Raw genomic sequence first — 19,600 nt, forward strand, 5'->3', positions numbered from 1 at the left:
CTGTCCGCCCCTTTTAAAAGTCAGGATTGTTTTGCTTAAAACCAGCCCAAACTTTCGCTGTTTGTTCATCATTTTCTTTAATGGTTGCATGAAGGCGATCAGCAGCTCCTCCGTAAGCAATTTCAGTTAAGCCCAATTCTAATCCTTCAAAAATTCCATTCGCAAAATCGTCAAGCGGAGCACCGAATGTATGAAGTCCCGCCCCTCCTAAAGCTGTATTGACAGCTGGCGGCAGCACTTCGATTACTTCAACACCAGCGTCTTCGAATTGAAGGCGCAACGACTTTGTGAAGGACCGTAAACCTGCTTTTGTAGCACTGTATATCGGCACCCATACACCTGGAGTAAGAGACAGTCCAGAAGTGACATTCATGATTGCTGCATTGTCTTTTCTGATTAAATGGTCTGCAAGCAGCAGTGTCAAATGAATCGGAGCGTTTAAATTAGAAGTGATTTCTTTTTCATAATAGCTCCATGACTCTGCTGCATTTTTTAAATTTACTCGCTGCTGGATACCCGCATTGTTCACTAAAACATTCAAAGACGGGTATTCTGTAAGAACCCATTGAGCCAAATCAATCCGGGACTGCTCATCCGTCAAGTCGCAGGATTTCGTTATAAGTCCTGGATACGCTTTTTTTGCTTCCTCTAATTTTGCTTCATTTCTGCCCACAATAATGACTGTATTGTCTCGCTTCAGAAAGCGCTCGGCAAAGGCAAGTCCTATACCTGAGCCTCCACCTGTAAGCAGGATTGTATTACCAGTCAGCTTCATATCCCCCAGACTCCTTTTACAAAAAAATGTTTTCAAAATATACTATACAGCTTTTCCTATATACAGCAAAAATAATTGCTTAGAAGAACTTTTATTTGATCCGATGAATGATAGCATCGCATGTTACAAGAATAATCGATTTTGTCACGATATCTTGTATTTCCCACAAGCCATTGCCGTGATCATAAAAAAAGTAATGAATTTTATGTTTGTATATTACTTTTTGCCCTAGTTGCATATCCATCACCTGATTCTAAAGAATGTAGTTACTACAAGCTTACTGCAAATATTGGCTATTTTTTAAGGGAGGAAATTACTAATTTGTGACAGTTATGTGACTGTTAATACAAAAAATAGATGTTATTTAAATCTGCGTTTTAAAAATAAACTTTTTGGCAAAAATGGTCATGATGAATTTTTCACAAAACAGACACATTTTTAATGTGAAGCGCTTTATAATTCTGTTAAGATAAAAAGGACTTATTACTATTCGCATAGTGTTTAGTTACCGGCACTTATGAAAAAAAGAACAAAAGGAGTTAAAAGCATGATACATACGAAAAGAAAGCTAACGGCGTTTTTAGTCGCGTTTGCGGCAGTTTTCTTCATTGCACTTCCAGCGAGCGCACATGTTACCGTAAAACCTACTTCTTCTACAACAGAGGCATGGGAAACGTATACGGTTAAAATACCTGTTGAAAAGGATATTAATACAAATAAAGTTGCTATCAAGATTCCTGAGACTGTAGATTTCAAAATGTATGAGCCTGTTGAGGGTTGGAATGTAACTACAGAGACTAATGATGATGATAAAGTAACTACTGTTACATGGGAAGCTGCAAATGATGATGCAGCGATTAAACCGGGCGAATACCGCCAATTCAGCTTTACTGCGCAAAACCCTGCTGAAGCAGGGGACGTTGCATGGGATGCATTCCAATACTATACAGATGGAAGCATCGTTGAATGGACTGGGGATGAGGATGCAGACCTACCGCACTCTGTGACAGAAATTGCTGCTTCAACAGCAACAACAGACAGCCACGGACACACACATGAAGATGAAGCTGAAACGGATGAAGCAGATGCAGGTGATGAGGACCAAGCTGGCTCTTCGACTAGCACAATCTTATCCATTGCTGCGATTGTTATATCAGTGATCGCCATTATCATGACATTTATGAGAAGAAAATAAGCCATCACTTTAAGGGAGCAGACAACTGCTCCCTTTTCTTTAGTTACTCTTCTTTTACTTCAACAGGCAAAGGGGAGAGAGCCTGCGTTTTATCTACATGAATAAAGCTGTCGTAACGTTCGGAAATGCTGGAGGGCACATAGTTGCCGTATTTTTCATATTCAGGATGATACACGACACCAACTGCTCGATGTCCTACTCGTTCTTCAAAAAGATGCTTGTTTTCATCTGTGAAAATTAGGAATTTATCATGCGCACCTGCCCGATGCAGCAGCTCTTCCCAGCTGCCGCGCATTGCTTTTGGCAACGGCATGATTTCAAAGGGCGCTCCCCATTTTTCGGCAGCAATCACCGTTCCAGTATATGTCCCAAACCCGACTGAAAAGATGTTTTCCTTGCCAAATTTTTCACGAGTGATTTGACCGACATTTTCTAAGCCTTCTAACTCCATGGTTGTTGCCCGGGCATCACCAATATGGGTATTATGCTCCCAGATGATTCCTTTTGCTTCACTGCCATGAAATTTGCTGATGTTTGATAATGCTTCAACCATATGATGATCTCGGATATTCCATGATTCCTGGTCATCTGTAATCATTGTTTTATAATAGTTTTCGGCATTTTTGGAAACTAATGAATTGATTTCAAGACTTAGCTGCTCCTCTGAATTTGACTCACTGTGCTTGCGGATGGATTGCAGCACGTCAAGCACTTCCTGTCGGCAGCTTTCCCCTAAAAGAGCAGCTGACATTCCGTATGTTTGTGGTTTCCGATTATACGGCTCAAAGCATTCAATCGCTTTTAAAGCTTTATCAATATGTGGCGAATTTGTTTTTTGCAGATATTGAATAATGGCCTCCATAGATTCCCACAGACTGTAGACATCCAAGCCATAAAAACCTGCCATTTTGTCTGAATCTTGCTTGCTATTGTAGTTTTTGAGCCATTCAAGGAGTGGGATGATTTCTTGATTGGCCCACATCCAAGTCGGCCAGCGGTTAAAATGGCCTAGCACATCTTCTGCCCGATCGGCTGTTGAACGATTCTTAATATAACTATTAGCCTCAAAGCAAGAGGGCCAGTCTCCTTCAACAGCAACAAAAGAAAAACCGTGGTCTTCAATCAGTTTTTTCGTAATTTCAGCTCGAAGGGAATAAAACTCTGACGTGCCGTGTGTTGCTTCCCCAAGCAAGACATATTTTGCTTTTCCTGCTTTTTTAATTAGTGGGGCGAGATCATCAATAGTGTGAAAAGGTTTACTATGCTTTTGAATATTTTCAATCTGCTTGTTGATTTTTATCAGCATTTCTAACTCCTCCGTATAAGTAATGGTATAGAAATAGCTTGTTCTTTCCTATCAGATGTATGCAATAGGATAGAAACCGAAAATAAAAATAGAAAAAACGAAAAAAAACTGCAAAATTCGCGAAAAAATGAAAGGGTTTTCACTGCGTGAAAGAGAATAATACCATTGTTTGGCATTAAAAAGGGAGGGAGGATGTCCGTACAGATTTACAACGCTTTTCATTTTGAGAAAAGAGGGGATAACGATGAAAAGGAAAGGGAAAAAATTTTTGTTTAAAATTGCTTTACTTGTCCTTGTTGCTTGCTTCTCTATCACTAGCTCAGCGTCAGCCAGCTTTTGGAATTTAACAGGAGATTTGCAAATACATGATCCGTCTATCATAAAAGAAGGCAACACATGGTATACATTTGGAACTGGAAGCCCAAATGGCATTAGAGTGCTTCGTTCAGATAACGGCACAAACTGGTATCAAGCGCCGACGATTTTCCCGACTGCTCCAGCATGGTGGGCTAATTATGTGCCTAACTATGAGAAAAACCAATGGGCACCAGATATCAGCTACTATAATGGAAGATACTGGCTGTATTATTCTGTATCTTCCTTTGGTTCTAACACATCGTTAATCGGATTGCTTTCCACACCAAGTATCTCGTCCGGACAATGGCGCGATGATGGTCTTGTTATCCGTTCCACTTCGTCGAATAATTATAACGCAATCGACGGCGATCTTGTCATTGACAAAGATGGAAATCCATGGATGTCATTCGGATCATTTTGGAGTGGCATCAAGCTGACTCGTCTTGACAAGACAACGATGAAGCCGACAGGCAGTTTGTATTCCATTGCATCAAGGCCGAATAATAATGGTGCAGTTGAAGCGCCAAATATCGTTTACCGTAACGGTTATTACTATTTATTTGTATCCTTTGACAGCTGCTGTCAAGGTGTGAACAGCACATATAAAATGGCGGTTGGCCGTTCTACATCAATTACTGGACCTTATGTAGATAAGAATGGTGTCAATATGTTAAATGGTGGCGGTACGATTTTTGATACAGGCAATGACCGTTGGAAAGGGCCGGGTCATTCTGATATTTTGAACAATAACATCATTGTCCGTCATTCCTATGATGCACTGAACAATGGTATGCCGACAATGCTGATCAATGATTTGTATTGGGATTCAAGCGGTTGGCCAACCTATTAGCGATAATATAACAATATAAAAAGCAGCGGGTTTTGGACAATTGTTTGAAAACCGCTGCTTTTTATAGTATGTTTCCTATTATTGTTGTTGTTTTTAGAGTGAGCATAAAGTATTGACTTATAATTATTGATGTGAAATAATACTAACGAACGGTCGGTAGGTGATTTTGTGAAGGAGGAACAGCAATGAATCGACATTGGATAATGGTGCTTGCCGCAGGCTTAATGGAGGTTGTGTGGGTGTCCGGCTTAAAGCATGCCAACAGCGTAATAGAGTGGGCAGGCACTATCGCTGCAATTATCATCAGCTTTGTCGTGCTAATATATGCGACAAGATATCTGCCAGTAGGAACGGTATATGCTGTATTTACAGGCCTAGGCACAATGGGGACGGTCATTGCGGAAATGGTCTTTTTCGGTGAACCATTCCGCATCATAAAGCTCGTGCTTGTTGTTGTATTACTTGTAGGAGTCGTCGGCTTAAAGCTAGTCACAGACGAAAACAGCACAGAAGGGGAAGGATCATAATGGCTTGGTTAGCATTGGTTGGAGCAGGATTATTTGAAGTGTTCGGTGTCGTGAACATGAAAAGGGCAGCCATGAAAAAATGGGATGCAGTGGTTTTGCTGATTATCGGTTTTGCATGCAGCTTTTCTCTGCTATCATATGCTATGAACACTATTCCGATGGGAACTGCCTACGGTGTTTGGACAGGAATCGGCACAGTCGGTTCAGCACTGCTCGGCATGTTCCTGTACGGAGAACCGCGCGAAGCAAAAAGGCTGTTATTCATCGGACTTATTTTAGCAGCGGCAATCGGCTTAAAGTTAATTGGCTAAAGGAGGAGTACGGTGAAAAAAGACGATTTAAAGGTAGCAGCCCTTAAGCATTTCACACAGTCTGGCTATGAAGGAGCTTCCCTTTCGAAAATTGCCGAAGAGGTCGGTATAAAAAAATCTTCCATTTATTCACACTTCAGCAGTAAAGACGCTTTGTTTCTTGAGGTACTTAGAGAGGCGAAAGCAGCTGAAATTGAGATGAAGCAAGCTTATTTCAGCGAGACGGAAAATAGTAGTCCGAAAACATTTTTATATAGCTATTTAGTAGCAGTTAAGCAAATGTTTGAAGAAAACCAAAGCTTGAAGTTTTGGCTGCGCATGAGCTTCTTTCCGCCAAGCCATCTATATGAAACGATTTTAGATGAGGTGCTTGAGGTAGAAGTACTCCAAGAAAACATGCTTGAGCAATCTTTCAGAAAATGGCTGGACGAAGATTTAATTACAGGACCTGACGCAAGGTCGTTGACTATTGCTTATACAGGTATTCTAATGAGTATTATGGTTGAGCTCGTTTATGACCATACAGAAAAAAAAGCAGAAGAAAAGCTCGAGGCTTGCTGGAAGATTTATTGGCAGGCATTGGACAAGAGAGAGGGAATCGCCTGAAAAAGCGACCCTCTCTTTTTTATTTTACTGCAAGTGCTTCAACTGTTTCCATAAAGGCTTCCACATGAGCAGGTTTTGTTTGTCTGCCGAATGAAATGCGAATAAATTCTTTTGCACTTCCATCACATAGCCCCATTGCCTTCATTGTTTTGGAAGGAGCTTGTTGTCCTGTTTGACATGCGCTTCCTGTTGAAATCGCAAATCCCCTCCTGTTGCATTCAAGCATTGTCCATTGGCCTTCTAATCCATGAATCCTCATCCCAATAATCGACGGAAGCTGGTGTTCACACTGAAATACAGTTAATGAAACATTGTGTTTTGCCCGTTTTTGCACCATCTCTCTTAATCCTTGATAATGCGCCCTTTCTGCTGCTAATGTACGTACAGATTTTTGTGCGGCTGTCGTCATTGCAGCAATCCCGGCAATGTTCACCGTTCCTGCCCTAAAGCCCTTTTCATGAGTAGAGCCAGGAAGAAAGCCAGTCCATGGAATCAAGGGGGAGACATACGCTAAACCAATTCCCTTTGGTCCGTAAAACTTATGGCTTGAAATCGACAAGGCATCCACTGTATTAGAAATGGAGCTTATATCTAATTTCCCAAAGCTTTGAACCATATCACTATGAAAATAGATATCTTTTTCTTTTAAGATTTTGCCGATTGCTGCGATCGGCTGAATTGCCCCAATCTCTGCATTAACATGCTGAATCGACACGAGCACTGTTTCCGGCTTAATAGCAGCTTGCAGCAAATCGGCATCAACCATCCCTTGAGGTGATAGTGGCAAATACGTAATCTCGTACCCTTGCTTTTCCAGCCATTTCATCGTTCCGTGAATAGAAGAATGTTCACTTTCTGTTGTAATAATATGATTGCCTGCCTTTTTTTTCACAGACAAAAGGGCATGGATTGCGAGAAAATTACTTTCTGTTCCGCCGCTTGTAAAGTATATGCCTACTCTTTCTACGCTAAGCAAGCGTGCCATTTCCTCCCGGCAGCTTTCCAATAAATCAGTTGCTTTTCCGCCGATAGAGTGGAGGCTGCTGCTGTTTCCAAAATAGTCGCTTGCTGCCTCGATATAGGTCTTGCCAGCATCTGCATCAAGGGGACATGTTGCTGCATAATCCAAGTAAATCATTTCCTCACCCTTCCAAGACTTTTCTAAAAAAACTCTTGTCAATAGTGTAAATCTATGTAAATATATGTGTCAAGACACCTGTTAAAACAGGAGGGTTAAAGATGAAGGTAAATGTATTAATAATTGGCAGTGGAATGGCTAGCTTACAGCTGGCACGGAAGCTTTCTCCACATTTAAATGTGATGATTCTCACAAAAGGCACCATTTTCAGCAGCAATTCTTACTTAGCGCAAGGTGGAATTGCCGCAAGCATAAGTGCTGACGATAGTTTTCAGCTGCACGCCCTTGACACCTTGGAAGCAGGCAGATTCCACAACCATGCCGATGCTGTCAAAAAGGTAACCAGCGCGGCACCAATTCTTCTCCATGATTTGGCGGCAGCGGGCTGTCAATTTGATCAAGATGTCATAGGGAGCTGGAATCTCGGCATGGAAGGAGCTCATTCGAAAAAACGAATTGTCCATAGCGGAGGAGATGAGACAGGGAAAAAGGTAATGGAGTTCCTCGCAGCAACGATGCCGCTGCATGTAAAGGTGACGGAAAACGTGTTAGTTCATGAGCTGATTCTGTCAGAATGCGGCAGCTGCATCGGTGCAAAAGGCATTCTGGATGATGGTACAGAGAAAAGCTTTTATGCAGACCAGACAATTATTGCCACGGGAGGCTGCGGCCAGGTTTATGAATATACCTCAAATGCCCAAACTATTACAGGCGACGGAATAGCGCTCGCTTATTTGGCAGGAGCGAATATCGCAGACATGGAGTTTATTCAATTCCATCCGACCTTGCTGTATTTGAATGGCAAAACCGCAGGGCTTGTCTCTGAAGCGGTCAGAGGAGAAGGTGCGGTGCTTGTAAATGAAAAGGGAGTACGGATTATGGAGGGAGTCCATCCTTTAGGCGACTTAGCTCCAAGACATATCGTTTCACAGGAGATTTATCGATACTTACAAGCAGGGAAATCTGTTTATTTAGATATTTCGACTGTACCAAACTTTACAGCCCGTTTCCCCGCCATCTCCTCTTTATGTCAGCAGCATGGCGTTGATTTGCGACGAAACAGAATTCCGGTTGCTCCAGGCTGCCATTTCCTAATGGGCGGAATTGAAACAGATTTAGGGGGCAGAACATCGATTAACGGCCTTTATGCAATTGGCGAAGCAGCCTGCACTGGCTTGCACGGTGCTAACCGTTTAGCCAGCAATTCTTTGCTTGAAGGACTGTATATGGGCAGCGAGCTGGCGAACCGGCTGAATGAACAGCCCTGTATAACTTCTGCCTGGAAGGAAGCGGCTTCCCGCCAGCACTATGTGACTAAGCTTCCCAGCAGAAAGGAACTGCAAAAAAGAACGATGGAAGCAGTCGGGATTGTGAGGACAGAGCAAAAACTGCAAGACCATTTATTTTGGTTAGAGTCTTTGCTGCGCGGGGAAAAAGGAGAAGAGCATACAACCAATTACACCAAGGAAGAGTATGAGACATACTTCATGGTGCTGACAGCACAGTTAATCACAAAGGCATCTTTGCAAAGGACAGAAAGCAGAGGCGGTCACTATCGCAGTGATTATCCACAAGAATCAGACAGCTGGAGAAAGAAAACAATCATTTTAAATCGATACGAAGAAAAGGGTGTGGCAAATGAATCAGCTAAAATTGCGACAGCAACTTGAACAATTTTTTATGGAGGATATTGGCGATCGGGACTTAACAACAGACATCATTTTTCCAAAGAAACAAACAGGAGAAATTATATTCCTGTCCAAAGCAAGTGGCATTTTTTGCGGAAAAGACATAATTGAACAAGGTTTTCTTATTCTTGATAACTCAATCAAGATCCAACTGCATGTAGAAGACGGTCAAAAACTGGAGCCTGGTCAGCCAATTGCAACCGTTAGTGGCGCTGTTGTCCATTTGCTGAAAGGAGAGCGAGTTATTCTTAATCTGATTCAGAGAATGAGCGGTATAGCTACCATTACAAACAAGGCAGTTGAAGCACTTAACAGCGGCTATACAAAAATATGCGATACAAGAAAAACGACACCAGGCCTAAGAATGCTTGAAAAATACGCCGTCACAGTCGGTGGCGGATTTAATCACCGGTTTGGTTTATACGATGCCGTCATGATAAAGGATAACCATATTGCTTTTGCTGGCAGTATTACGGAGGCCGTTCGGGCAGTCAAAAATTCTATTGGCCATATGGTTAAGGTGGAAGTAGAGACAGAATCATTTGCACAAATGACAGAGGCACTTGCAGCAGGAGCAGATGTAATCATGTTTGACAACCGCACACCTGCTGAAATAGCAGATTGGATTACACATGTTCCGGAAACAGTGACAACAGAAGCATCTGGCGGCATAACATTAGCCAATTTAGCTTCCTATAAAGATTGTGGTGTTGATTATATTTCACTAGGCTTTTTAACACATTCTGCACAAGCACTAGATATTAGCGTCCAAGTAAAACTGGACTAGAGAAGAAATAGGAGGGGGAGATAGCTTATGAACTTACTAGAGAGCCTTCAGGCAAACAAAAGACAAATACCAGAACATTATTTAACCATGAACGTGACAGAACTGGAAGAAAGAGCCTGGGCTGTAAAACGGAAGCTTGGTGACCGATTGTTTGTTCCAGGACATCATTATCAGAAAGATGAGGTTATCCAGTTTTCCGACGCAACAGGAGACAGTCTCCAACTAGCTCAAGTGGCTGCCGCAAACCGAAAGGCTGAGTTTATCGTCTTTTGCGGTGTCCACTTTATGGCAGAAACAGCCGATATTTTGACAACGAATGAGCAAAAGGTGTATTTGCCTGACATGAGAGCAGGCTGCTCAATGGCTGATATGGCAGACATCCATCAAACAAATCGGGCGTGGGAGGCGCTACAGGCCCAATTTGGCGATACGATTATCCCATTAACATACGTCAATTCAACAGCCGCCATTAAAGCATTTGTCGGAGAACACGGCGGTGCGACAGTAACCTCCTCCAATGCCGAAAAGATGGTAGAGTGGGCTCTAACCCAAAAGGAAAGGCTCTTGTTTTTGCCAGACCAGCATTTAGGCAGAAACACAGCATATAAGCTCGGCATCCCCCTTGATAGCATGGCTGTTTGGGACCCGATTCAAAGCAGCTTACAATATGAGGGCGACATAGAAAAAGTAAAGGTAATCCTGTGGAAAGGGCATTGCTCTGTGCATGAAAACTTCACGACAAAAAATATCGAGCAAGTAAGAAAACAGCATCCTGACATGAAAATAATTGTTCATCCAGAATGCAGCCGTGAAGTCGTTGCCCTTTCCGATATGGCAGGCTCAACCAATTACATTATCACCGAAATAGAAAAAGCTGCACCAGGCAGCTCCTTTGCGGTTGGCACAGAAATGAACCTAGTGAACAGAATCATGCACCAACATCCTGACAAGCATATTATCAGCTTAAATCCATATATGTGCGCATGCCTGACCATGAATCGTATTGACTTGCCGCATTTTGTGTGGTGTCTTGAGTCAGTTGAGGACGGATTTGAGAGCAATCGTATTGTTGTGGAAGAAGGGGTTGCAAAACTGGCAAAGCTAGCATTAGACAGAATGCTGAAAATCTAAAAATATCATTCTTCCTAACTGTTTTCCTTCATGCGCGAGGAAAACAGTTTTTTATTTAAAATGTCACAATTTAATGACTTTTCTTTAACCTCCCTATAAAATGGTAATGATGGAATTCTATACAAAACAATCGTTTTAAGAGTTGGAATTGTTTAATAGAAAGGGAGTAGTGGATTGGCGAGTATGAATAAAAAGCAGGCAGAGATCACTTTCCTATATCAAGAGCTTGAAATAATTGCAAGAATGGTGGCGGATGAGGAAGCGGAAGCTGCCTTTTTAATAGAAGAAACAAAAAAGGAAGCAAGAAACGCTCTTTTTCCCATCACGTCTGAACTAACACTGCTAAAACTGTTCTGCAAACAATTAGAAAATACACCATATAAACAGAAAGACCATGATAGGGAATATAGAAAAAACAAGCCTTTGTCCCTGAGTTTGCAGAAAGTGGACAAACCAGCAAGATTGCTGCTCGTGCTGTATTATTATAAAGGTTTTAATATCCGGCAACTTGCGAAAATTATGGGTTGCTCTGAAAAAGAAGGGAAGCAGCAACTAATGACTGTGCTGCCAATTTGGAAGTCTTCTTCGTTTGCAATTGAAAATTCTCAAAATTTGCAGCAGCAGTGGCGAAATGAATGGAGAGATATAGAGATATCCTCTTTAAATAATGACGAACAAAAGCATGCTTTCAAGAAAAAACGGCTGCTGTCAGTGGCTGCTGTGCTTTTGTTTCTGTTTCTTGGTGGGACAGTTAATGAGACGCTTAAAGCGGAAGCAGAGGTTAAGCCTGGTCTCGATTTAATGAAGTTATATAACGAGTCAAGCAGAATAACAGAAATAGAAAATGAAATTGCTGAGATAATTAGTGAAGCTGGTTATGAAAATGTGAGTTTTTACATAGATAGTCAGGTCGAATATGCTTATTTGGACATAGAAGGGAAAGAAAACGAAGCGAAGCAAAAGGATATTATCACAATGGTTGAAAATGAAATGAAAGAAAGAAACCTTTCCTATTATTTAGAACCACAATTTTACGTAATGGAGGAAGCGGACATAGAGGAGGTTGACGCAGAGGCAGACGAAGAAACAGACATTTCATCTGAAATAACGGACAAGCTATTAAATAAAATCGATGTAGAAATGGGGGGCTATGGTTCTTGGGTCTTTTGGACAGCTGACGCCTGGTATATCCATATTCCGACGGAACTAGAAGCAGACAAAAAACAAAAAGTTAAAAATATTGCTGAAACTGTGCTGGAGGAGTACGAAGATAAGCGGAAACTAATTTTCGAAGAATACAGCTATAAGGAACAAGAAAAACAAGGCCGCTGGAATAATGTCGGATACTTTATAAACACAGCTTTTCTTATGGAAGAAGAATACTTATTCCAAAATATCAACATATATTCTACTGGCGGAATAATGAAAATAGAAATAAATCTGCAATTGACTAATGCTGACAAGGACAGAGAGAAAATTGCCCGAGAAGTAAAAAGAAGTATTGCTATATTTTTGGAAAACAAAAAAATAAAAGAAGTCACTGGTGATGACCCTTATAAAATTGTTATTCTTGGAACAAATAATAAAGAAATTATCACAGATTAAGCCTCAAATCTTGGTATATTTCCGCAAAACCCAGGCAATAATGGTTAGATGTTAAACTATGGCAAGCATTTATGGTACAATAAACAAAGTCAAGATTACTTGTGCTAAAAAGTTAAAAAAGGCAGTTGAATGGTTTGACAGATAAGGAAAAAATAATCGTATTAATTGGTCCAACAGCTGTTGGGAAAACGAACTTAAGCATTGAATTGGCTAAAAGATTCAATGGAGAAATCATCAGCGGCGATTCGATGCAAATCTATAAAGGAATGGATATCGGAACAGCCAAGATTACAGAGGAAGAAATGGAAGGTATTCCTCACCATCTGATTGATATTGTCAATCCAGATGAAGCCTTTTCTGTAGCTGAGTTTCAAACACTAGTCCGCAGCAAGATTGAGGAAATTAAAAGCCGCGGAAAGCTTCCCTTTATTGTCGGCGGCACAGGCCTATATATTCAATCAGTGCTGTATGACTATCAATTTCAAGAAGCGCCTACAGATTTAGACTATCGGAAATCATTAGAAGCACTTGCCGAACAAAAAGGCACTTTAGAGGTACATAATATGCTCGAACAGGTCGATCCGGCAACAGCAGCAAGCATCCATCATCATAATGTCCGCAGGGTCATTAGAGCGCTGGAAGTTTATCATGTTACAGGCAAACCTGTCTCAGAGCTTCAAGAAAACCAAAGCCCGGAAATGCTTTATGATGCAGCCATTATTGGCTTAACGATGGACAGAGAGCTCCTATACGAAAGAATTAACAGCCGTGTTGATAAAATGATGGCTGAAGGGCTGCTCGCTGAGGTGAAGCATTTTTATGATGCAGGCCTTAAAGATTGCCAATCCATCCAAGCGATCGGGTATAAGGAAATATATAAGTACTTAGAAGATAGATCAACATTGGAAGATGCAATCGCTGAATTAAAGCAAAATTCGCGAAGATATGCCAAAAGGCAATTGACTTGGTTTCGCAATAAAATGAGTGTAAAATGGTTTGATATGACAGATAGTGTCATTTCAAATGACATTTCTAAAAAAATAATGGAAATTTCGCACTATGTAGAAGGAATGCTAAAAAAATAAGCGAATACATAATAACAGAGAGAAAAGAGGAGGATTTTCATGAAGCAATCAGTAAATATCCAAGATCAATTTTTAAATCAATTACGTAAAGATGGTACTAGTGTAACAGTATTCTTACTAAACGGTTTTCAAATTCGCGGACTTATAAAAGGCTTCGACAACTTCACTGTTTTATTTGAATCTGAAGGAAAGCAACAGTTAGTATACAAGCATGCTATTTCAACTTTTGCACCGCAAAAGAACGTCCAGATTGATTTGGAAGGCACACAAGCATAAGAAAATTCCAGGCGTAAAGCCTGGAATTTTTTTTTAAAAAAGCTTGCAGTAATTGTCTTCACGCTGTCTCATTTGTGTAAATAGGAGTCTCACTATCCCTTCCCTTCACTCGTCTTTTTCCCCTTAACTTTAGTAAATATCTAAAATTTCACTAATGAATGAGTCAACTCATGAATATATATTACTTATGGAGTAAAAGAAACAGGCGAACATGCCTTATGCCAATTAGGCATATCCACGTTAGGAGGTGTGGCTTTTGGAGCATCCGATCCGGATGAAGAATAATGGACAGATAAGTGTTGTGATCAATTCGCAGAAAAAGAAGGTTCTTCCAAAGGAATTGCCAGAAGCTGAATCGATACCGAAAAAAATGACTAGTGAGCATAGCGCACTTAAGGAAATAGAAGAAGAGTTAAGCAGTCTTGTCGGCATGGACGAAATGAAAAAAATGATTAAAGAAATATATGCCTGGATTTATGTAAATAAAAAAAGAGAGGAGCATGGTCTGAAGGCGGGCAAGCAAGCTCTTCATATGATGTTCAAAGGAAACCCCGGCACCGGCAAAACGACAGTCGCCCGCTTGATTGGCAAGTTGTTTCAAAAAATGAATGTTCTGTCTAAGGGACATTTAATTGAAGCAGAACGAGCCGATCTTGTCGGAGAATACATTGGTCATACCGCCCAAAAAACAAGAGATCTTGTAAAAAAGGCCCTTGGCGGCATCTTGTTTATTGATGAAGCGTACTCCTTAGGCAGGGGTGGGGAAAAAGATTTTGGCAAGGAAGCAATCGATACACTTGTTAAGCATATGGAAGATAAACAGCATGACTTTATTTTAATTCTGGCAGGATACTCACGGGAAATGGACTTCTTTTTATCATTGAACCCGGGACTTCACTCTCGTTTTCCTTTAGTCATCGATTTCCCAGATTACTCGACAGACCAGCTGATGGAAATCGGCAAAAGAATGCTGGTTGAGCGGGAGTATACATTGAGCCATGAAGCAGAAAAATCATTAAAAACACACTTGACCTATGTACGAACTGTGCAAAATGGACGGAGCTTCTCAAACGGCAGGTATATCCGCAATGTTTTAGAAAAGTCTATCCGTGCTCAAAGCATGCGCTTGCTTATGCAGGGCAACTATGACAAGCATGAGCTGATGACATTGAGAAGCAATGATCTTATTTACGAAGGAGCGGCCATTCAAAAAGAAGAGATGCCCTTCATGAATAACGGCTTCTAAACAAGGCTAAAAACAGGAACAGGAAACTTAATGTTCCTGTTTTTCTTATATATATTCGTATTTTTATGTCTGTTTTAATAGGAATAGTTAGGCTGTGAAAAAATGCTGTTTTTCTGACAAGTAATATGCTACTGTAAAGGAATGCGAGTGGCGAAGCGTGTTTATTAAAGGAGAAATAATCGCATACTACTAGTTGCAGGAACAGGAAAGTAAGCGTTATTTTTGCTATAATAATCTTAAAAGGTAGAAAGAGGGTTTTCTTTTGAACGAAACAAAAGAATCGACAGAAAAAGTTATTCTTGTTGGCTGTCAAACGACAGATGACACAGCAAGATTTGAATATTCAATGGAAGAACTCGCTTCCTTGACGGAAACCGCACACGGTGAAGTTGTCGCTTCCTTGACACAAAATCGAGACAGGATTCATCCTTCAACATACATAGGTAAAGGGAAAGTCGAAGAATTGGAGACATTGGCTGAAGAGTTGGATGCAGATATTATTATTTTTAATGATGAACTGTCCCCAAGCCAAGTCCGCAATCTTTCAAAAAACATTGAAGCACGTATCATAGACAGAACCCAATTAATTTTGGACATTTTCGCAGGCAGAGCCCGTTCAAAGGAAGGTAAGCTGCAAGTCGAGCTTGCGCAGCTGCAATATTTGCTGCCGCGCCTTGGCGGACAAGGACTCCAGCTTTCCAGACTCGGTGCCGGTATCGGTACGAGAGGTCCTGGTGAAACAAAACTCGAATCAGACAGACGGCATATCCGCCGCAGAATTGATGATATTAAAAGCCAATTAAATGTCATTGTTGAACATCGTGACAGATACCGGGAAAGAAGAAAACGCAACAGAACCTTCCAAATTGCGCTTGTCGGCTATACAAACGCTGGTAAATCAACACTGTTTAACCGCGTGGCAGAAGCTGATTCCTTTGAAGAGAATATTCTGTTTGCGACACTTGATCCAATGACAAGGAAGCTGATCTTGCCGAGCGGCTTCAGCGCGCTTATTACTGATACAGTTGGTTTTATTCAAGACTTGCCAACAACGCTTGTCGCTGCCTTCCGTTCCACATTAGAGGAAGTAAGAGAAGCAGATTTGCTACTGCATGTTGTAGACATGTCGAATGAAGAATATTATCAGCATGAAGAAACAGTGCATAAACTGCTTGCAGACTTGGAAATTCCGGCAATTCCGCAAATTACTGTTTACAACAAGCGTGATCTTGTTCATTCAGATTTCGTGCCAAGCTCTAAGCTCGACAGCATTGAAATCAGCGCTTTGAATGCTGACGACAGAATGAGTCTGAAACAGAGAATTGAAGACACGATGATCAAGAATATGGAATATTATGAAGTTGTCGTTCCAGCAAGCAACGGCAAGCTGCTGGCACAGCTGAAAAATGAGACTATCCTAAGAAGCCTTGCCTTTGAAGAAGAGGAGCAGCAATACTCATGTAAAGGCTATTGTTTACATGACAGCAGCTTGTCAGGACAGTTAAAAGCTTATAAAGCAACACGATAGGAGAACAGAAATGTACGATCAATTAACATTTGGCGATAAACTCCGAGTACTTGTCGGAGAGGTAGAGGAACAAGTTAAAGAGGTTCATAAAAAAATCGATGAGCGCATTGATGAAAATCAATTTAGAGTTCTGCAAAGCTTCCAAAATAACAGAGTGAGTGAATCTCATTTCATCCCGTCTACAGGCTACGGCTATGATGATCTTGGCAGAGACACACTTGAAAGAATCTATGCAGAAGTGTTCGGCGGTGAAGCAGGACTTGTCCGTCCTCAAATTATCTCGGGCACTCATGCAATCAGCATTGCCTTGTTCGGTGTGCTTCGTCCTGGGGATGAACTGCTTTATATTACAGGAAAACCTTATGATACTTTAGAGGAAATCGTCGGAATCAGAGGAAATGGCACAGGGTCATTAAAGGAATTCGGCATTTCGTATAACAGCGTTGACTTGAAAGAGGACGGCCGCCCGGATTTTGAGAGTATTGCAGCAAGCATTAAAAGCAATACGAAGATGATCGGCATCCAGCGTTCAAAAGGCTATGCAACAAGACCGTCATTCACGATTGCAGAAATTAAGGAAATGATTGCTTTTGTTAAAGAGCTTAAATCAGATGTAGTCGTATTCGTGGACAATTGCTACGGTGAATTCGTAGAAGCTCTTGAGCCTTGCCATGTTGGCGCTGATTTGATGGCAGGATCGTTAATTAAGAACCCAGGTGGCGGCATTGCCAAAACAGGCGGTTATATCGTCGGGAAAGAGAAGTTTGTAGAAGCCTGCTCTTACCGTATGACATCACCGGGAATCGGAGCGGAGGCAGGAGCCTCTCTATACAGCCTGCAGGAAATGTACCAAGGATTCTTCCTTGCGCCCCATGTTGTCGGCCAAAGCTTAAAGGGTGCCGTGTTTACAGCGGCAATCTTAGAAAAACTCGGCATGAATTCATCGCCGAAATGGAATGTACCGCGCACAGATTTAATTCAAGCTGTGCAATTTGATGATAAGGATAAAATGGTCGCATTCTGCCAGGCCGTGCAGTTCGCATCTCCTGTAAACTCCCATGTTACGCCATATCCTAACTATATGCCAGGATATGAAGACGATGTAATCATGGCAGCAGGAACATTCATTCAAGGTGCGAGCATTGAGCTTACTGCTGATGGTCCAATCAGACCACCATATGTTGCTTATGTGCAGGGTGGATTGACATATTCGCATGTGAAAATCGCTGTTTGTATGGCAGTAAACAGACTGCTTGAACAAAAGCTAATAACAATTTAAAAAAAGAGCTGCATCCAGAGGTTAGAAATTGTAACATTTGTTGACAATAAATCTCTCGAAAACTATAATGAAATTGGGTAAATTTAATCTAAAGGAGCCGAATCGCTATGTCTGGTAGTCAAATTCGTCGGTCGATGCCTCTATTCCCAATTAGTATTGTCATGCAGTTAACGGAGCTGTCCGCTCGACAAATTCGCTACTACGAAGAACACGAATTAATTGCTCCAGCAAGAACGGATGGCAACAGAAGACTTTTTTCCTTAACGGATATTGACAAACTATTGGAAATTAAGGATCTAATCGATCAAGGTGTTAACCTCGCTGGAATTAAACAAATATTCTCAGTGAAGGAAAAGCAAGTACTTACAGAAGATGTAAAGAAAGAAGCTGAAAAGGCTCGCAGAGAGCTTACAGATGAAGACTTGCGTAAACTTTTGCGCAAGGAGCTGTTGAATGCTGGACGTTTTAATAATGGCGGCAATTCAATGGGACAGGGAGGATCTCGATTTTTTCAGAGATAGATATTAAAGGGACTAAGAGGAGGAAATAGCCGTGGCAAAGAACTATACGAAAGAGGATATCAAACGTTTTGCACAAGAAAGCAATGTAAAATTCATTCGACTTCAATTTACGGATATTTTAGGAACTATCAAGAATGTTGAGATTCCAATCAGCCAGCTTGATAAAGCCCTTGATAACAAAATGATGTTTGATGGCTCTTCCATCGAAGGATTTGTAAGAATCGAAGAATCAGACATGTATCTGTATCCAGATTTGAACACATGGGTAGTTTTCCCATGGACAGCAGAAAAAGGAAAAGTTGCACGACTAATCTGTGATATTTACAATCCAGACGGTACACCATTCGAAGGGGACCCGCGCAACAACTTGCGCCGCGTACTTAAAGAAATGGAAGACCTCGGCTTTACTGATTTCAACTTAGGGCCTGAACCAGAATTCTTCCTGTTTAAATTGGATGAAAAAGGGCAACCATCCCTTGAATTAAACGATAACGGAGGCTATTTCGACCTTGCGCCAACAGACCTTGGTGAAAACTGCCGCCGCGATATCGTGCTTGAGCTTGAAGAAATGGGCTTCGAAATTGAAGCATCTCACCATGAAGTAGCTCCAGGACAACACGAAATCGATTTCAAATACGCGGATGCCATCACAGCATGTGACCAAATCCAAACATTTAAATTGGTTGTAAAAACAATCGCACGCAAACACGGATTGCATGCAACATTCATGCCAAAACCATTGTTCGGTGTAAACGGATCAGGAATGCACTGTAACCTTTCCCTATTCAAGAACGGTCAAAACGCATTCTACGATCCAAACACAGAATTAGAAATGAGCGAAACAGCTCTTCAATTCATCGCTGGAATCAATAAGCATGCAACAAGCTTCACAGCTATCACCAACCCCACAGTAAACTCTTACAAGCGTTTGGTGCCAGGCTACGAAGCACCATGCTATGTTGCATGGTCAGCACGCAACCGTTCACCATTAATGCGTATTCCAGCATCACGCGGTCTAAGCACACGCGTAGAAGTGCGCAGCGTAGACCCAGCAGCAAACCCATACCTAGCTATGGCAGCATTGCTGACAGCAGGCCTTGACGGAATCAAAAACGAATTGACTCCGCCAGCACCAGTAGACCGCAACATTTACATCATGAGCAAAGAAGAACGCCTTGCAGAAGGCATCGTTGATTTGCCATCAACACTTGCAGACGCATTAACAGAACTAAAGCAAAATCCAACAATGATTGACGCTTTAGGAGAGCATATTTTCGTACACTTTGTAGAAGCTAAAGAGATTGAGTGGGATATGTTCCGCACACAAGTGCATCCATGGGAGAGAGATCAATACATGGAAATGTATTAAAAGGAAGAAGCCTTGACACT

The 19,600-nt window shown here is 41.4% G+C and carries 19 protein-coding genes; 16 read left to right on the top strand and 3 right to left on the bottom strand.

All coding sequences use genetic code 11. The annotated features are described in order from the left end of the window. Positions 1-13: 13 nt before the first annotated feature. On the bottom strand, positions 14-775 hold the full coding sequence (locus L8T27_RS08375) for an SDR family oxidoreductase (RefSeq protein ID WP_237941271.1): 762 nt from the start codon (positions 773-775) through the stop codon (positions 14-16). Positions 776-1,322: 547 nt separating this feature from the next. On the opposite strand from L8T27_RS08375, the gene L8T27_RS08380 reads away from it, so the two are divergent. Further along, positions 1,323-1,970, top strand: coding sequence for a YcnI family copper-binding membrane protein (locus L8T27_RS08380; protein ID WP_233314177.1), 648 nt, complete (start codon positions 1,323-1,325; stop codon positions 1,968-1,970). 43 nt (positions 1,971-2,013) lie between these two features. Here L8T27_RS08380 and L8T27_RS08385 read toward each other — a convergent pair whose 3' ends face one another. Further along, on the bottom strand, positions 2,014-3,273 hold the full coding sequence (locus L8T27_RS08385; protein ID WP_237942277.1) for an erythromycin esterase family protein: 1,260 nt from the start codon (positions 3,271-3,273) through the stop codon (positions 2,014-2,016). Between the two features lie 247 nt (positions 3,274-3,520). Here L8T27_RS08385 and abnA point away from each other — a divergent pair, with 247 nt between their 5' ends. The 4 genes from abnA (at position 3,521) to L8T27_RS08405 (ending at position 5,927) form a co-directional block, all read left to right on the top strand. Continuing rightward, positions 3,521-4,483 carry an arabinan endo-1,5-alpha-L-arabinosidase AbnA gene (gene abnA / locus L8T27_RS08390; protein ID WP_237941272.1) on the top strand — a complete coding sequence of 321 codons (963 nt, stop codon included), beginning with the start codon at positions 3,521-3,523 and terminating at the stop codon, positions 4,481-4,483. A gap of 185 nt (positions 4,484-4,668) precedes the next feature. Then, entirely contained in the window at positions 4,669-5,010 is a 342-nt protein-coding gene (locus L8T27_RS08395) for a DMT family transporter (RefSeq protein ID WP_233314175.1), read from the top strand. After that, positions 5,010-5,321 (top strand): DMT family transporter, encoded by a 312-nt coding sequence (locus L8T27_RS08400; RefSeq protein WP_245399861.1) that lies wholly within the window; start codon positions 5,010-5,012, stop codon positions 5,319-5,321. Before L8T27_RS08395 ends, L8T27_RS08400 begins: the two co-directional genes overlap by 1 nt. Positions 5,322-5,333: 12 nt before the next feature. Beyond that, entirely contained in the window at positions 5,334-5,927 is a 594-nt protein-coding gene (locus tag L8T27_RS08405; protein WP_237941273.1) for a TetR/AcrR family transcriptional regulator, read from the top strand. A 19-nt stretch (positions 5,928-5,946) separates the two neighbouring features. On the opposite strand, the gene L8T27_RS08410 is transcribed toward L8T27_RS08405, so the two are convergent. Next, complete coding sequence (locus L8T27_RS08410; protein WP_237941274.1) at positions 5,947-7,065, bottom strand: IscS subfamily cysteine desulfurase; 1,119 nt, start codon at positions 7,063-7,065, stop codon at positions 5,947-5,949. Between the two features lie 101 nt (positions 7,066-7,166). On the opposite strand from L8T27_RS08410, the gene nadB reads away from it, so the two are divergent. The 11 genes from nadB (at position 7,167) to glnA (ending at position 19,580) form a co-directional block, all read left to right on the top strand. After that, positions 7,167-8,735: an L-aspartate oxidase gene (nadB, locus tag L8T27_RS08415; protein WP_237941275.1), complete on the top strand. Its 1,569-nt coding sequence runs from the start codon at positions 7,167-7,169 to the stop codon at positions 8,733-8,735. Further along, positions 8,704-9,540 carry a carboxylating nicotinate-nucleotide diphosphorylase gene (nadC, locus tag L8T27_RS08420; protein WP_233314171.1) on the top strand — a complete coding sequence of 279 codons (837 nt, stop codon included), beginning with the start codon at positions 8,704-8,706 and terminating at the stop codon, positions 9,538-9,540. The genes nadB and nadC overlap by 32 nt, the downstream gene beginning before the upstream one ends. A 27-nt stretch (positions 9,541-9,567) precedes the next feature. Continuing rightward, the gene (gene nadA / locus L8T27_RS08425; protein ID WP_233314170.1) at positions 9,568-10,671 is read left to right on the top strand and encodes a quinolinate synthase NadA; all 1,104 of its coding nucleotides are present in this window, start codon (positions 9,568-9,570) and stop codon (positions 10,669-10,671) included. A 174-nt stretch (positions 10,672-10,845) separates the two neighbouring features. Then, complete coding sequence (locus L8T27_RS08430) at positions 10,846-12,276, top strand: hypothetical protein (RefSeq protein ID WP_248574481.1); 1,431 nt, start codon at positions 10,846-10,848, stop codon at positions 12,274-12,276. A gap of 134 nt (positions 12,277-12,410) precedes the next feature. After that, positions 12,411-13,361, top strand: a complete 951-nt coding sequence (gene miaA, locus L8T27_RS08435; protein ID WP_233314168.1) for a tRNA (adenosine(37)-N6)-dimethylallyltransferase MiaA — start codon at positions 12,411-12,413, stop codon at positions 13,359-13,361. 39 nt (positions 13,362-13,400) lie between these two features. Beyond that, positions 13,401-13,637 carry an RNA chaperone Hfq gene (hfq, locus tag L8T27_RS08440; protein ID WP_127742850.1) on the top strand — a complete coding sequence of 79 codons (237 nt, stop codon included), beginning with the start codon at positions 13,401-13,403 and terminating at the stop codon, positions 13,635-13,637. 256 nt (positions 13,638-13,893) lie between these two features. Beyond that, a complete protein-coding gene (gene spoVK / locus L8T27_RS08445) occupies positions 13,894-14,883 on the top strand; it encodes a stage V sporulation protein K (protein WP_233314167.1) in 990 nt (329 codons plus the stop codon). Between the two features lie 262 nt (positions 14,884-15,145). Continuing rightward, complete coding sequence (hflX, locus tag L8T27_RS08450; protein ID WP_237941277.1) at positions 15,146-16,411, top strand: GTPase HflX; 1,266 nt, start codon at positions 15,146-15,148, stop codon at positions 16,409-16,411. A gap of 10 nt (positions 16,412-16,421) precedes the next feature. Next, positions 16,422-17,690: a methionine gamma-lyase family protein gene (locus L8T27_RS08455; protein ID WP_233314165.1), complete on the top strand. Its 1,269-nt coding sequence runs from the start codon at positions 16,422-16,424 to the stop codon at positions 17,688-17,690. Between the two features lie 107 nt (positions 17,691-17,797). Further along, the gene (locus tag L8T27_RS08460) at positions 17,798-18,211 is read left to right on the top strand and encodes a MerR family transcriptional regulator (RefSeq protein ID WP_233314164.1); all 414 of its coding nucleotides are present in this window, start codon (positions 17,798-17,800) and stop codon (positions 18,209-18,211) included. Positions 18,212-18,242: 31 nt separating this feature from the next. Beyond that, positions 18,243-19,580, top strand: coding sequence for a type I glutamate--ammonia ligase (gene glnA / locus L8T27_RS08465; RefSeq protein WP_233314163.1), 1,338 nt, complete (start codon positions 18,243-18,245; stop codon positions 19,578-19,580). Positions 19,581-19,600 lie beyond the last annotated feature (20 nt).

It is taken from the genome of Niallia sp. Man26 (assembly GCF_022049065.2).
Taxonomy (GTDB): domain Bacteria; phylum Bacillota; class Bacilli; order Bacillales; family Cytobacillaceae; genus Niallia.